Source organism: Streptomyces sp. NPDC096310 (genome assembly GCF_044763125.1).
Lineage (GTDB): Bacteria > Actinomycetota > Actinomycetes > Streptomycetales > Streptomycetaceae > Streptomyces.
The window spans coordinates 614419-629053 of record NZ_JBIWFO010000001.1 but is presented as its reverse complement, the minus strand read 5'-3'; the positions used below and the strand labels follow the sequence as shown (position 1 = coordinate 629053).

The 14635-nt window shown below is 71.5% G+C and carries 13 protein-coding genes and 1 pseudogene; 3 read left to right on the top strand and 11 right to left on the bottom strand.

Annotated features, from left to right (window positions below):
- Nucleotides 1-3 precede the first annotated feature (3 nt).
- From hpnE to ACIQ7D_RS02410, 10 genes are all read right to left on the bottom strand, one after another.
- Nucleotides 4-1389: a hydroxysqualene dehydroxylase HpnE gene (gene hpnE, locus ACIQ7D_RS02455; protein ID WP_403932676.1), complete on the bottom strand. Its 1386-nt coding sequence runs from the start codon at nucleotides 1387-1389 to the stop codon at nucleotides 4-6.
- 148 nt (nucleotides 1390-1537) lie between these two features.
- Nucleotides 1538-2488 carry a presqualene diphosphate synthase HpnD gene (gene hpnD / locus ACIQ7D_RS02450; protein WP_403932673.1) on the bottom strand — a complete coding sequence of 317 codons (951 nt, stop codon included), beginning with the start codon at nucleotides 2486-2488 and terminating at the stop codon, nucleotides 1538-1540.
- Nucleotides 2485-3405, bottom strand: a complete 921-nt coding sequence (gene hpnC, locus ACIQ7D_RS02445) for a squalene synthase HpnC (protein WP_403932670.1) — start codon at nucleotides 3403-3405, stop codon at nucleotides 2485-2487. The genes hpnD and hpnC overlap by 4 nt, the downstream gene beginning before the upstream one ends.
- Nucleotides 3406-3800: 395 nt before the next feature.
- Nucleotides 3801-4586, bottom strand: a complete 786-nt coding sequence (locus ACIQ7D_RS02440) for an ABC transporter ATP-binding protein (protein ID WP_403932667.1) — start codon at nucleotides 4584-4586, stop codon at nucleotides 3801-3803.
- Nucleotides 4579-5508, bottom strand: a complete 930-nt coding sequence (locus tag ACIQ7D_RS02435; protein WP_403932664.1) for an ABC transporter permease — start codon at nucleotides 5506-5508, stop codon at nucleotides 4579-4581. Before ACIQ7D_RS02435 ends, ACIQ7D_RS02440 begins: the two co-directional genes overlap by 8 nt.
- Before the next feature lie 98 nt (nucleotides 5509-5606).
- On the bottom strand, nucleotides 5607-6479 hold the full coding sequence (locus tag ACIQ7D_RS02430; protein ID WP_403933785.1) for a glycosyltransferase family 2 protein: 873 nt from the start codon (nucleotides 6477-6479) through the stop codon (nucleotides 5607-5609).
- A 5-nt stretch (nucleotides 6480-6484) separates the two neighbouring features.
- On the bottom strand, nucleotides 6485-7264 hold the full coding sequence (locus tag ACIQ7D_RS02425; protein WP_403932661.1) for a CDP-alcohol phosphatidyltransferase family protein: 780 nt from the start codon (nucleotides 7262-7264) through the stop codon (nucleotides 6485-6487).
- On the bottom strand, nucleotides 7242-8303 hold the full coding sequence (locus ACIQ7D_RS02420; RefSeq protein ID WP_403932658.1) for an iron-containing alcohol dehydrogenase family protein: 1062 nt from the start codon (nucleotides 8301-8303) through the stop codon (nucleotides 7242-7244). Before ACIQ7D_RS02420 ends, ACIQ7D_RS02425 begins: the two co-directional genes overlap by 23 nt.
- Nucleotides 8291-9040 carry a sugar phosphate nucleotidyltransferase gene (locus ACIQ7D_RS02415; RefSeq protein WP_403932655.1) on the bottom strand — a complete coding sequence of 250 codons (750 nt, stop codon included), beginning with the start codon at nucleotides 9038-9040 and terminating at the stop codon, nucleotides 8291-8293. The genes ACIQ7D_RS02420 and ACIQ7D_RS02415 overlap by 13 nt, the downstream gene beginning before the upstream one ends.
- The gene (locus ACIQ7D_RS02410; RefSeq protein WP_403933783.1) at nucleotides 9037-10914 is read right to left on the bottom strand and encodes a DUF5941 domain-containing protein; all 1878 of its coding nucleotides are present in this window, start codon (nucleotides 10912-10914) and stop codon (nucleotides 9037-9039) included. Before ACIQ7D_RS02410 ends, ACIQ7D_RS02415 begins: the two co-directional genes overlap by 4 nt.
- Before the next feature lie 289 nt (nucleotides 10915-11203).
- Here ACIQ7D_RS02410 and galE point away from each other — a divergent pair, with 289 nt between their 5' ends.
- The 3 genes from galE (at nucleotide 11204) to idi (ending at nucleotide 14001) form a co-directional block, all read left to right on the top strand.
- On the top strand, nucleotides 11204-12187 hold the full coding sequence (galE, locus tag ACIQ7D_RS02405; RefSeq protein WP_403932652.1) for a UDP-glucose 4-epimerase GalE: 984 nt from the start codon (nucleotides 11204-11206) through the stop codon (nucleotides 12185-12187).
- A gap of 157 nt (nucleotides 12188-12344) precedes the next feature.
- Nucleotides 12345-13283 (top strand): cation diffusion facilitator family transporter, encoded by a 939-nt coding sequence (locus ACIQ7D_RS02400; protein ID WP_403932649.1) that lies wholly within the window; start codon nucleotides 12345-12347, stop codon nucleotides 13281-13283.
- Nucleotides 13284-13407: 124 nt separating this feature from the next.
- Entirely contained in the window at nucleotides 13408-14001 is a 594-nt protein-coding gene (gene idi / locus ACIQ7D_RS02395; protein WP_403932646.1) for an isopentenyl-diphosphate Delta-isomerase, read from the top strand.
- Nucleotides 14002-14158: 157 nt separating this feature from the next.
- Here idi and ACIQ7D_RS02390 read toward each other — a convergent pair.
- Nucleotides 14159-14596 (bottom strand): annotated as a pseudogene (locus tag ACIQ7D_RS02390) (ATP-binding protein); the annotation flags it as partial.
- Between the last annotated feature and the right edge of the window lie 39 nt (nucleotides 14597-14635).

The following is a 14635-nucleotide window of genomic DNA, read 5'->3' as shown; positions in this document are numbered from 1 at the left end:
GGTTCATGCCGCCTCCTGCAAGGGGTGGTGATGGCGGTGACCGAGTGCGGGGAGAGCGGCGCCCGCGGCGTCGAGCCCGCTCCGCACCGCGCCTTCCATCGTCGCGGGCCAGCCGGTCGCGGTCCATGCGCCGGCCAGGAAGAGGCCGGCGGCGCGGGTACGGGCCGCCGGGCGGAGCCGTTCCACGCCGGGGGTGGGGGCGAATGTCGCCGTCCGCTCCCGGGTGACGAAGAAGTCCCGTACCTCCGCGCCGCGGGTGGCGGGCAGGAGCCGTTCCAGCTCGGGGAGGTAGCGCGCCCGCAGCTCGGAGACCGGGGTGTCGATCTCGTCCTGGGCGGCGGACTGGGAGACCGCCAGGTACTGGCCGTCCGTCAGTCCCGAGGCGTGTGTGCGGTCGAAGACCCACTGGACGGGCGAGCCCAGCGCGGCGAAGAACGGGCGGCGCAGTACGCGGCGGCCGTAGACGACATGGAGGTTGAGGATGGGCGCGGTGGCGATGTCCAGCAGCCGGTCGGGGGCGTCGAGCGCGCCTTCGGGCAGCAGGGAGTGGGCCTCGCGCTGGGGTACGGCGAGGACGACGGCGTCCGCGTCGAGCCGTTCGGCGGCCAGGTCGACGTGCCAGCCGCCGTCCGCGGCGCGGGAGACCCCGCCGACCCGGGCGCGCAGCTCGATCCGTACGCCGGCGGCGTCCAGGGCCTTGCGGGCGAGGGTGTCGTGCAGGTCGCCGAGCGGGACGTGGGACCAGCCGATGTCGGCGGCGCCTGGCTCGGAGAGCAGCCCGGTCTTGAAGACCATCGCGGCGAGCGCCAGGGAGGCGTTCGGCGCGGTGGCGTTGAGGGTGGCCACCCCGACGAGATCCCAGAGCGCTTCGACGGTACGGGCCGACTGCCCGTGGCGGTGGAGCCAGGTGGCGAAGTCGGTGCCGTCCAGCGCGGGGTCCGTGAGGTCGAGCCGCTGGAGGGCGAGTGCGGCGCGGGCGACGGAGGCGCGCTCGGCGAGCGAGAGGTGCGGGTACGCCGCGAGGCCGGGCGCGAGGTGCAGCGGTACCGGCAGGGCGGTGCGGCGGATCCGGCCGAGCCGGGGCCGGTCGCGGCCGACGTCGAGGACGGGTACGTCGAGGCGGTCCTGGAGGGGGGCGAGGGCGGCGCCGTCCACCCGGTCGAGGAACCAGCGGTACGCGGTGCAGCAGCGCAGGTAGACGTGCTGGCCGTTGTCGACGGTGAGGTCCCCGCGGCGGAAGGAGAAGGCGAGTCCGCCGAGGCGCGGCCTGCCTTCGAGGAGGGTCACGCTCACCCCCGCGTCGGCGAGGTGGAGGGCCGCGGTGATCCCGGCGAGTCCGCCGCCGACCACCACGGCGCGGCGGGCCCGGCCCGCGTCGGCCGTTGTCATGCGTTCCCCCTTGTCGCCGGACCCGTCGGGCGGTTCGGTCCCGCCGAGCCCTCCGTAGTCAGGGACGCGTCATGTCCACGTGAGGTTGAGCATCCTTCGCACGGACATGCGTGCGAAGGAGCGGGGGCGACCGGTCGCGGCTCCCGCATCAGCCGCGCCTCCTGACGGCCTGCCGGGTGATGGTCCTGGCGTCGAGGCCGGAGAGGCCGCGCACGGCGACGTACGCCTTCTCGTGGCCCGGGAGCGAGACCCGGCCGCGGAGCACGGCCTCGGGGTCGCGCTCGATACGGTCGAGCAGCCGGCGGTAGATGCCGGCCATGGCGGCGACACAGGCGCCGCTGCGCCGGTCGAGCATGGGCAGCAGCCGGTAGCCCTCGGCGAAGAGCGCGCGGGCGCGCCGGACCTCGAAGTGGACCAGCCCGGCGAAGTCGGCGCCCGGCGCCGGGGTGGCGCCGCGGAACCCGGCGGAGCAGCCGAACTTGGCGAGGTCGTCGGCCGGCAGATACGTCCGGCCGTTGCCCGCGTCCTCGCGGACGTCCCGGAGGATGTTGGTGAGCTGGAGGGCGAGCCCCAGCGTGTCGGCGTACTCGGCGGCGCGCTCGGCCCCGGGGGCGCCGGGCGCGGTGCCGAACACACCGAGGGAGACCCGGCCGATGGCGCCCGCGACGCACCGGCAGTAGACCTTGAGGTCGTCCCAGGTCTCGTAGGTGTCGCCCCTGACATCCATCAGGACACCGTCGATCAGCTCGTCGAGCCCGTCGAGGGGCACCGGGAAGCGGCGTGCCGTGTCCGCGACGGCGACCGCCACGGGGTCGGTGTCGTCGTCGTCCACCTCACCCGCCCTGACCCGGTCCAGCAGCGCCCGGGTCTCTTCGAGCCGGGTCTGCTTGGCCTCCGGTGCGAGCGTGCCGTCCCCGATGTCGTCCACCCTCCGGGAGAAGGCGTACAGCGCGGACATGGCCTGCCGCTTGTCGGTCGGCAGCAGCCTGATGCCGTAGGCGAAATTACGGGCCTGCTGCCCGGTGACGGCCTCGCAGTAGCTGTAGGCCGCCAGTACCGGCGCGGACATGGGCGTCTGTCCCTCCACGTTCCGGCTCACCCCTCTCTGTGCGCACTTCGCAAGACAGCTCCCACTTCACGCAGCAGACGCGGCTTGGTGGGTTTGGGCGGCCCGGGGAGCACATCGTGCCCGGCCGCCGCGATCGAAGCGAGAGCGGCGCGCCCTCCCGCCACAAATCCGGCGAGGAGGAGACGGAGCCTGCCGTGGACGCTGCCCACCAGGGCGGCGCCTTCGTCCAGCAGCAGGCGGGCGCGTTCGGCCTCGTGGGCGACCAGGGACCGCACGGAGGCGTTCGCGGTGGGAGCGGCCAGGTCCGCCTCGGTGACATGGAAGCGCTTCATGTCCTCGGCGGGGAGGTAGATCCGGTCGCGGCCGAGGTCCTCGGTCACGTCCTGAAGGTGTTCGACGATCTGGAGCGCCGTGCAGACGGCGTCGGAGCGGCGCAGCCGCTCGGGGCTGGCGGTGCCGGTGATCCCGAGGACGAGGCGGCCGACCGGGTTGGCGGAGAGTTCGCAGTAGGCGAGCAGGTCGTCGTAGGTCTCGTACCGCCGTACCACCTGGTCCTGGCGGTTGGCCCCGATCAGTCCGAGGAACGGCTCGGGGGGCAGCGAGCGACGCCGTACGGTCGGCACGAGGGCGCGCAGCAGCGGATGGCCGGGCGCGGAGCCGTGGAGGTCGAAGACCCGCCGCAGGTCGGTCTCGAAGGCGTCGAGCACGGCGGTCCTGTCGCCGGCGAGGCCGGGGGCGACGCCCAGGTGGCGGGCGTCGGCGCCGCCGGGGGCGAGGTCGCCGTCACCGATGTCGTCGACGAGGCGGGCGTATCCGTACACCGCCATCAGGTCGTCGCGCCAGGCACGCGGCAGGAAGAAGGGGGCCACGGGGAAGTTCTCGTCCGCGGCCTTGCCGAGCGTGGCGCGCGAGGCGTGGTCGGGGCGCGCGTCGGGGGCGCCCGTCACTGCGCGCTACCTGTTACGCGGACGGCGGAATCCTCGCGGAGCTGGAGATTTTCCGTCATTGCCGTCACATCTCCCGTTCTACACTGCCGACCCAATACATCCCATTTCGGACACGCCGCCCGCGCCTCCGAGTACCGGAGGCCCGCCGGCAGCCGGGGCGCCCACGGGTATCGCCCACTTGCCGCGAATCGGCCCGGCCCAGCTTACGTTGTACAACCAAGAGGAACACGTCGGGGTGTTGGTCGTATGACAAGAACGCGGCAATACCTGCCAACCTTCCCCCGACCCACCGGACTTGACCGATCTTTGACCCACTGTGATCGATTTGTGCCATGACAACGCCCCCGTCCGATCGCTGTGGCGGGGGCGTTGCCATACTTCTCGGGCGGCCCGGCCTACTTGCCGGTCTCCTTCTCGTACGCCTTGATGACCTCGTCGGTCGGGCCGTCCATCAGCAGCTCGCCCTTCTCCAGCCACAGCACACGGTCGCAGGTGTCCCTGATCGACTTGTTGCTGTGACTGACGAGGAAGACCGTGCCGGCCTCCTTGCGCAGCTCGCGGATCCGCTGCTCGGAGCGGATCTGGAACTTGCGGTCCCCGGTGGCCAGTGCCTCGTCGATCATCAGTACGTCATGGTCCTTGGCGGCGGCGATGGAGAACCGCAGCCGGGCGGCCATGCCCGAGGAGTACGTGCGCATCGGGAGCGTGATGAAGTCGCCCTTCTCGTTGATGCCGGAGAAGTCGACGATCGACTGGTAGCGCTCCTTGATCTGCTCGCGCGACATCCCCATGGCCAGACCGCCCAGGATGACGTTGCGTTCACCGGTCAGGTCGTTCATCAGCGCGGCGTTGACGCCCAGCAGGGACGGCTGGCCGTCGGTGTAGACCTTGCCGCTCTCGGCGGGCAGCAGCCCCGCGATGGCGCGCAGCAGCGTCGACTTGCCGGAACCGTTGGTGCCGATCAGGCCGATCGCCTCGCCGCGGTACGCGGTGAAGGTGACGCCCCGGACGGCGTGGACCTTGCGGACGCCCCGCGACTCCCCCTTGTCGCGCCGGAGTATGCGGCTCAGCGCCGCGGTCGCGCTGCCCTTGCCGCCGCTGCCGCCGTTGACGCGGTACACGATGTGCACGTCGTCGGCGATGACCGTGGGGACGCGTCCCCGCTTGTTGTCCTCAGCCACGGCCGTACCGCTCCTCAGCCTTCCAGAAATACACGAAACCGACGACGCCCAGCAGCACGGACCAGGCCAGTGCGACGAGCCAGACGTGCGCGGGCAGATTCTCCGAGCCGTAGCCGTCGATCAGCGCGAACCGGACCAGATCCATGTAGATCGCGGCCGGGTTGTACTGGAGCACGTCGGCGATCCACCCCGGCTTGCCCTTGAGCATGATCGGGATGGAGAACATCACGCCCGACGCGTACATCCACGTACGCATCACGAACGGCATGAGCTGGGCGAGGTCGGGCGTCTTGCTGCCCAGCCGCGCCATGATCAGCGCCAGACCGGTGTTGAAGAGGAACTGGAGCGCCAGGGCGGGCAGCACCAGCAGCCAGCTCAGGCTCGGGTAGCTCCCGAAGACGACCGCCACGGTGACCAGCACGACCATGGAGAAAAGGAGTTGCTGAAGCTGCTGGAGGGAGAAGGAGACCGGCAGCGACGCCCGGGGGAAGTGCAGGGCCCGGACGAGCCCCAGATTCCCGGAGATGGCGCGGACCCCGGCCATCACCGAGCTCTGGGTGAAGGTGAAGACGAAGACGCCGGTGACCAGGAACGGGACGAAGACCTCCTGCGGGATGCCCCGCTTGGTCTGGAGGATCAGCCCGAAGATCAGGTAATAGACAGCCGCGTTCAGCAGCGGGGTCGCCACCTGCCAGAGCTGCCCGAGCTTCGCCTGGCTGTACTGGGCCGTGAGCTTCGCCTGGGAGAAGGCCAGGATGAAGTGCCGACGGCCCCAGAGCTGCCGGACGTAGTCGCGCAGCCCTGGCCGGGCACCGCTCACCGACAGGCCGTACTTGGCGGCGAGCTCCGCCGCTGACAGACCGTCGTCGGGCGACGGGGGGGCGCTCACAGCGATCGCACCCTCATGGGTTGTGTCACTCACAAGTTGAAACTTTCGTGTTCAAGATGCGCAGCCGGTCGGGCACAGGCGCGGACGGCCAGGCCCCGGGGATTGACCCGATGCTCTCAGAACTGAGCTTGTCAGATGACAGGCGGTCGGCCCAGCCGGGTCAGCCGCCATACCGTACGCCACTTCATGGGACGCCGCGGACCGCACGGGGTCGCCCAGCCTTCCCGGAAACCCCCGAACCAGGCCGCGAGAGCGGGCCGGGACGGGCGTCGTACCAGGGTGAGCAGCAGCCATACGCCGAGATAGAGAGGGACAACGGGGGCAGGGAGGTTACGGCGGGCCAGCCAGACCCGGTTCCGGGCCACCATACGGTGGTAGACGGCGTGCCGGGACGGCGGCATCGTCGGGTGGTTCAGCACCATGTCGGCGCGGTAGTCGATCATCCACCCCGCGTCCAGGGCCCGCCAGGCGAGGTCGGTCTCCTCGTGGGCGTAGAAGAAGTCCTCCGGCAGCGGGCCGACCTCCGCGAGGACCTTCGTCCGTACGGCGCTGGCGCCGCCCAGGAAGGTCGTCACGCGGGAGGAGCGCATCGGGTCCGATGCGCGCAGCCGGGGCACGTGTCTGCGCTGGGTGAGCCCGGTCTCCGGGTCGGTGATCCGGAAGCTGACGATGCCGAGGACGGGGTCGGCGGCGAAGGCGTCGCGGATCAGCGCGGCCGTGTCGGTCCGGGGCAGCAGCCCGTCGTCGTCCAGGAAGAGCAGGACGTCCACGTCGGAGCCGGCCGGACCGAACGCCTCGATGCCGACGTTGCGGCCGCCGGGGATGCCCAGGTTCTCCGGCACCTCCAGCGTCCGTACGCCGGGCGGAACGGCGCCCACCGGGGCACCGTTCCCGACCACGACGACCTCGACGGGGTCGCCGTCCTGACGGACGACGGAGTCGAGCAGCGCACGCAGATCGCCGGGGCGGTCACCCATCGTGATGATCACCGCGCCGAGCCGCATGTCACTCACCTCAGCCTGCTGGACGCCAGGATGGAGACCAGGTGGAGCAGGGTCTGGAGCAGGGCGATCCCGGCGAGGACCGCGATCCCGAGCCGGCTGAAGAACAGATCGCCCCGGACCGCATCCAGGATCGCCAGGAGAAGGATGAGCAGGGACGCCTCGATGCCGAGGATGAGCCGGTGGAACTTGAGCGCCCCGGCGGCCCTCCGGGCCAGCGCCATACCGGACGAGCGCGCTTCGGAGGCCGCCTCCTTGACCGGGGCCATCCCCTGCTGGTGCCGGGCGACGCCGACCAGGTCGGTCTCGGCCTTGACCAGGATGGCGCCGAGGGCGGCGAGTGTGCCGAGGAAGGCCCACAGCCAGTCGATCCGTCCGGTGCCCCACAGGTCTGCGCCGCGCAGCCCGAAGCCGACCAGGACGGCGGCGTCGCACAGGTAGGCGGCGACCCGGTCCAGGTAGACCCCGGTCATCGAGTACTGCTTCTTCCAGCGGGCGATCTCCCCGTCGACACAGTCCAGCAGCAGATAGAGCTGGACCGCCAGCACGCCGAGCACCGCGCCGGTGATCCCCGGCACCAGGAGGGCGGGGGCGGCGAGGGCACCTGCGACGGTCATCACGTACGTCAGCTGATTGGGGGTGACCCGCGTGTTCACCAGGTACCGGTCGATGCGCAGCGAGACTTCCCGCATGTACAGGCGCCCTGCCCAGTGTTCGCCGCTGCGGCGGTCTTTCACCCCCTCCGGGTGGACGACCGGGCGGAGTTCAGCTACTGAGGGTCGAGGCATAGTCGGCGTACGCGTCCCTGATCTGGTCGGTGGACAGGTCGAGGTGCTCAAGGATGGTGAAACGGCCCGGCCGGGTCTGCGGCGCGTAGGCGACGGCCCGTACGAACTCGTCGACGGTGAAACCGATCTCCTCGGGCAGCACGGGCAGGCCGTGGCGCCGCAGCACCTCGGTGAACAGCAGTGACTCCTCCTCGGCGCCGCGCAGTCGCATGGCGAAGGCGGCACCGAAGCCGACCTGTTCGCCGTGGAGCGCGGAGCGCTTGGGGTAGAGGAGGTCGAAGGCGTGGCTGATCTCGTGGCAGGCGCCGGACGAGGGGCGGGTGTCCCCGCTGATCGACATGGCGATGCCGGAGAGGACCAGCGCCTCGGCGAGCACGGTGAGGAACTCGTCGTCGCCGACCCCGCCGGGGTGGCGCAGCACGGCCTCGCCCGCGGTACGGGCCATGGCGGCGGCCAGTCCGTCGACCGGCTCGCCGTTGACCCGGTGGGACAGCTCCCAGTCCGCGATGGCCGAGATGTTGGAGACCGCGTCCCCGATGCCGGAGCGGACGAAGCGGACCGGCGCGTCCCGGATGACGTCGAGGTCGACGACCATGGCGATGGGCGTCGGGACGCCGTACGAGCCGCGGCCGTTGTCGTTGTCGAGGATGGAGACGGGCGAGCAGATGCCGTCGTGCGAGAGGTTGGTGGCGACGGCCACCATGGGCAGCCCGACCCGGGCCGCCGCGTACTTCGCCACGTCGATGATCTTGCCGCCGCCGAGGCCCACCACGGCGTCGTACCGCTTGCCCTTGATGTCGTCGGCGAGCCGGACCGCCGAGTCGATCGTGCCGTCGGCCACGGCGTACCAGTCGGCGTCGGGCAGCACCGGCGCGAGCCGTTCGCGCAGCGCCTGGCCCGAGCCGCCGCTGACGGCGATCGAGAGCTTGCCCGAGCTGGAGATCCGCTGGTCGGCGAGGAGCCCGGCGAGATCGTCCATGGCGCCGGGCCTGATGTCCACGACGACCGGCGACGGGATGAGCCGGGTCAGTACTGGCACGCGATCTCACGGCCCTTCGCGAGGTCGTCGTGGTTGTCGATCTCGACCCAGGGGATGTCCCCGATGGGCGCGACGTCGAGGGTGAAGCCGCGGTTCACCAGCTCCTGGTAGCCGTCCTCGTAGTAGAGGTCGGGGTCCTTCTCGAAGGTGGTCCTGAGGGCGTCCGCGAGATCGGCGGCGGCCTCGGGCTCGATCAGGGTGACCCCGATGTACTCGCCGGTGGCGGTGGCCGGGTCCATCAGCTTGGTGATCCGGCGTACCCCCCGGTCACCGTCGGTGATGACCTTCATCTCCTCGTCCGCGAGGGACTTGACCGTGTCGAGGGCGAGGATGATCCTGCGGCCCTCGCCGCGCGCCGCGAGCAGCGTCTTCTCGACGGAGACGGGGTGGACGGTGTCCCCGTTGGCGAGGATCACTCCACGCGCCAGGATGTCCCGGGCGCACCAGAGGGAGTAGGCGTTGTTCCACTCCTCGGCCTTGTCGTTGTCGACGAGGGTGAGCTTGAGACCGTATGTGCGCTCCAGGGCGGCCTTGCGCTCGTACACGGCCTCCTTGCGGTAGCCGACGACGATCGCGGCCTCGGTCAGTCCGACCTCGGCGAAGTTGCCCAGGGTCAGGTCGAGGACGGTGGTGGTGCCCTCCCCCGCCGGGTCGACCGGCACGAGGGCCTTGGGCAGCGTGTCGGTGTAGGGGCGCAGACGCCTTCCTGCTCCGGCTGCGAGTACGAGGCCGATCATGCGGGTTCTCCTTCGTCGTGTACGGCGGGGGCTCCGGAGGACACCCAGAACCGGATGGACTCCACGAGCGCGATCAGCGCCACGGCGACGGCGAGCACCGTCAGTTCCAGCGGAAAGTCGAAGGCGCTGGTGGAGAGGACGGCGCACAGGGCGACCAGCAGCGTGCGGCCCTCGTGGCCGCCGAGCGCCCGGACGAGCCCCCGGGGCGGGGCGCCGGTGCCGCCGCGGATGCGGTACACCGAGTCGTAGTGATGGTAGGCGACCGCCCCGACCAGCCCGAACGCCGCCGGGAGCGCGCCGGGCACATCGGCGCGGGCGGCGAGCACCAGGACGGTGCCGTACTCGGCCGCACGGAAGACCGGCGGTATGAGCCAGTCGAGCGCGCCGCCCATCCGGCGGGCGACGGCGAACCCCGAGGTCAGGACGTACACCAGGGCGCCGCCCAGGAGCACGGCGGCGTCGAAGCGCGGCTCGCCGGACCCCGTGGTCCCCAGCGGGCCGAAGGCCGCCGCGGCGACGACCGTGACGCCGCCGGCCAGGGCGATCAGGAACGGCAGGGCCCCGGGGAGCGCGCGGGCCGGGCGCCGCAGCACCCGGGCGACGAGTTCGGCGAGCGGTCCCGAGTCGGCGAGGTCCGCGAGGGCGCGGGCGGCCCGGTCGGTCCGCACCGCCTTGCGGGTCACGGAGCGCAGGACGCGTCCCGCGGTGGTGTAGCAGGCGGCGAAGCCACAGCCGACGAGGAGCGCGTAGAAGACGATCCGGGGCGTGGTCAGGGCGGTCAGCACGGCGATCATCGCCCAGCGCTCACCGATCGGCAGCACGATCATGCGGCGTACCCAGACCGTCCAGCCAACGCTGTCGAGCCTGCTGGAGAGCGCGGCGGTGGGGGTGCCGACAACGGCCTTGCCGTTGCCGCCTGCCGCCGTGCTGACGGTGCTGACGGTGCTGTCAACGTTGGCCTCGTTGAAGGAGAAGTCCACGACATGGCGGCAGGACTGGAGGACCATCGCGCCGAGCGCGAGCGCCCATACATCGTCGCCGCCGCGGGCCGCGCCGAGGGCCAGGCCCGCGTAGTACGCGTACTCCTTGGCCCGGTCGAAGGTCGCGTCGAGCCAAGCGCCCATCGTGGAGTACTGGAGCGAGTAACGGGCGAGCTGTCCGTCGGTGCAGTCCAGGACGAAGGAGAAGAGCAGCAGTGCCCCGGCGGCGACATAGCCGCCGCGGGTGCCGGTGGCCGCGCAGGCCGCCGCGATCAGGGCGGTGATCAGCGACGCGGTGGTGACCTGGTTGGGAGTGAGGCCCCGGCGGGCGCACCAGCGCGCCAGGTAGCGGGAGTAGGGGCTGATGCAGAATGTCGTGAAGAAGCCGTCACGGGCCTTCACCGCGGAGCGCAGCCGTACGGCCTCGTCGTCGACGCCGGCGACGGCCGCCCCGGCCCGCTCGCGGGCGGGTGCGTCGGTGGGTACGGCGGCGACGAGCGATCCCAGCTCGGGGCGGGTGACGGCGATGCCCGCGGCGTCGAGCGCGGTGGCGGCCCGGTCGGCCAGGGGCACGTCGGACGCGTCGGGCTGCTGCCCTTCCGCGGCCGTGAGCGCGCTCAGCAGCGCGCCCCGGGCCGCGGGCTGGGCGGTGAGCGCCCCGGGCACCGCGGCGGCGGGGAAGCGCGGGTCGGTCAGGGCCAGGCGCAGGGCGTGGACATGGCCGACGAATCGGGCGTCGACAAGGGCGACGCGCTCGGACGCGGGGGCCGCGGCGAGCAGGCTCCGGGCCTCCTCGGCGCCCGGTGCGGTCCGTACGTCGAAGCCCAGGGACCGCAGATCACCTTCGAGCGGCGATCCGGGTACCGGAGCACCGGTGAGGATGGCGGTCGGCAGACGAACTCACTCCTTGACACTGACAGGGCTGGGTGCGCGGCGGCAGGCCCCGGGATCCGGGTGGCGGCACGTCGGCAGAGGCTATCGGATGAACAGAAGGGCGAGTTCATCGCCCGTTTACGCCCCGTTCCGTACAGGACGGCGGTCCCGGACACCCTCGTCGGGGCCGGGAGCGCCCCATGGGGAGATCATCATTGTCGATCCGGGGTCCGCCCCACAAACCGTGGCCGCTGGGGAGCGCCGGGGGAAGGGCCCTCAGGAGCGGCGGCGGGAGCACTAGGGTGACGGCATGACATGGCTGATCACAGGCGGAGCGGGATATATCGGGGCACATGTGGTGCGCTCCCTGACGGCGGCGGGGGAACGGGTCGTCGTGCTGGACGATCTGTCGAGCGGCTTCGCCGAGCGGTTGCCGGCCGAGGTCCCGCTGGTCCGGGCGTCGCTGCTGGACCGGGAGGCCGTCGACCGGGTCCTGAGCGGGCACGAGGTCACCGGGGTGGTCCATCTCGCGGCGAAGAAGCAGGTCGGCCAGTCCGTCGAGCAGCCGCTGAGGTACTACCGGGAGAATCTGCACGGGCTCACGGTGCTGCTGGACGCGGTCGTGGCAGCGAAGGTGCGGCGCTTCCTCTTCTCCTCCTCCGCGGCCGTGTACGGGGTGCCCGATGTGCGGTTGATCACGGAGCACACGCCCGCCGTCCCGATCAACCCCTACGGGGAGACCAAGCTCGCGGGCGAGTGGCTGGTCCGGGCCACCGGCAGGGCGCACGGAATCTCCACGGGGTGTCTGCGGTACTTCAACGTGGCGGGCACGGCCCTGCCCGAGCTCGCGGACACCGGCGTGTTCAACATCATCCCGATGTTCTTCGACCGGATCAGCCGGGGCGAGGCGCCCCGGATCTTCGGCGCGGACTATCCGACCCCGGACGGCACCTGCGTACGCGACTACATCCATGTCGCCGATCTCGCCGAGGCCCATCTCGCCGCCGCCCGCCACCTGGCCGGGCACCCCGGCGGCCATGACCTGACGGTGAACATCGGCCGTGGCGAGGGCGTCTCGGTGCGCGAGCTGGCCGACCTGGTGGCGGAGGTCACCGGGGACCGTACGGAGCCGGTGGTCGAGGCGCGCCGCCCCGGGGACGCCGCACGGGCGGTCGCCTCCGTCGAGCTGGCCACCCGGGAGCTGCGGTGGACGGCGAGCCGCGACGTACGGGCGATGATCGAGTCGGCGTGGGAGGGCTGGCAGCTGCGCCACCCGGTGGCCCCGATCGGATGATCCTGTCGTCAGCACGCTGTACGCGGCTCTGACCTGGCATCATTTCCGCAGGTCAGAGCATATGACAACGGTGTTCACTGCCGTGTTGCCGGATACCCCCCACCCGTAGTTGACTGACGTGCGACAGCACTCGTCCAGACGACCGGGAGGCGTCCTCATGGGGGCAGGGCACAACCACGGGCACCGTCACGGAGCACCGCCGTCGGGCACCGCGACCGCCGCCTACCGCGGCCGGCTGCGGATCGCCCTGGGGATCACGCTGTCGGTGATGGTGGTGGAGATCATCGGCGGTGTCGTCTCCGACTCCCTCGCGCTGATCGCCGACGCGGCCCATATGGCGACGGACGCGGTGGGGCTCGGCATGGCCCTGCTGGCGATCCGCTTCGCGGCCCGCCCCGCCGACGAGAGCCGCACCTTCGGCTACGCGCGGGCGGAGATCCTCGCCGCCCTCGCCAACTGTCTGCTGCTGCTCGGCGTCGGCGGCTATCTGCTCTACGAGGCCGTCGACCGTTTCATCACCCCGCCCGAGACCCGGGGCGGTCTGACGATCGTCTTCGCGCTGATCGGTATGGCCGCCAACCTCGTCTCCCTCTCCCTGCTGACGCGGGGGCAGAGCGAGAGCCTGAATGTGCGCGGCGCGTATCTGGAGGTACTCGCGGACACGCTCGGCTCCTTCGCCGTACTGGTCTCCGCCGGGATCATCCTGGCCACCGGGTGGCAGCTCGCGGACCCGATCGCGGGGCTGCTCATCGGGCTCATGATCGTTCCGCGTACGGTGAAGCTGCTGCGGGAGACGTTGAACGTCCTGCTGGAGGCGGCGCCCAAGGATGTGGACATGAGTGAGGTACGCGCACATATGCTCGCCCTGCCCGGGGTGGCGGACGTCCATGACCTCCATGCCTGGACGATCACGTCCGGGATGCCGGTCCTCTCCGCGCACGTGGTCGTGGACCAGGACGCACTGGATGCGGTGGGGCACGAGAAAATGCTCCATGACCTGCAAGGATGTCTCGGCCATCACTTCGATGTCGAGCACTGCACCTTCCAGCTCGAACCCCGGGGCCACGCCGAGCACGAGGCCAGGCTCTGCCACTGAACCACCGGACACTCATACCGGGGGGGGCGGGGCATGGAACGGACATGCCCACCCCCCGAAGTGCGGACACGGGGCTTTTGCGTACGGCAGACTTGGCCACCGAGGCCCGAAGCGAAGGATGGTTATGCCGACCACACCAGTCACCGCGGCGAACAGCTCGTCGACCGCTGCACAAGAAACGATCATGCTGGAGCTGGTCGACGAGGACGGCAACACCATCGGCACGGCCGAGAAGCTCTCGGCACACCAGGCGCCGGGCCGACTGCACCGGGCGTTCTCGGTCTTCCTCTTCGACGAGCAGGGACGGCTGCTGATCCAGCGCCGCGCCCTGGGCAAGTACCACTCCCCCGGCGTCTGGTCGAACACCTGCTGCGGCCATCCCTACCCGGGGGAGGCGCCCTTCGCCGCGGCGGCCCGCCGTACCCACGAGGAGCTGGGCATCTCGCCCTCTCTTCTCGCGGAGGCGGGCACCGTGCTCTACAACCACCCGGACCCGGCCTCGGGGCTGGTCGAGCACGAGTACAACCACCTCTTCGTCGGGCTGGCGCAGGCGGCGCCGCGGCCCGATCCGCAGGAGGTCGGGGAGACCATGTTCGTCACCCCGGCGGAGCTGACGGAGCGGCACGCCTCGGCGCCGTTCTCCGCCTGGTTCATGACCGTGCTGGACGCCGCGCGCCCGGCGTTCCGGGAGCTCACGGGGCCGGCCGGGGGCTGGTGACCCCGCCGGGGCCGGCCGGATCCGTCCGGCCCGCCGGGTCGTCCAGGTCCGGGTCGTCCAGGTCCGTGTCGTCCCGGTCCGCCGTGTCGTCCCGGTCCGCCGGGTGGCTCCGGTCCGGGCCGTCCCGGTGCGCCGGGCCCTGCCGCCCCTGGTCGAAGGGGAGCACCGCCCAGACGATCTTCCCGCCGCCCGCGGTGTGCTCGGCGGCGCAGCCCCCGCCCGCCTCCCGGGTGATCTCCCGGACCAGCAGCAGTCCGCGCCCGCCCGTCCTGGCGTGGTCGGTCTCCAGCGCCGCGGGCCGGTAGGGATGGTTGTCCTCGACCGACACCCGGATCCACCCGGCGCCGACGGCGACCTCCACGGCGATCTCGGGCGAGAGCAGAGCGGCGTGCCGTACGGCGTTGGTGACCAGCTCGGAGAGGACGAGCAGCACCTCGTCCACGACCCCGGCCCCGACGGGCACCCGCTGCCGCGCCAGCAGTTCGCGCGCGGTACGCCTGGCCCGGGGCACGGAGACGTCGCGCGCGGGGAGGGTGAAGCGCCAGACCCCTTCGTACGACCGGGGCCGGACCGGAACACTTCCGCGGCTCTCCATTCCGTGGCTCCCACCTTCGGATCGACCGGTGTGCTCTTC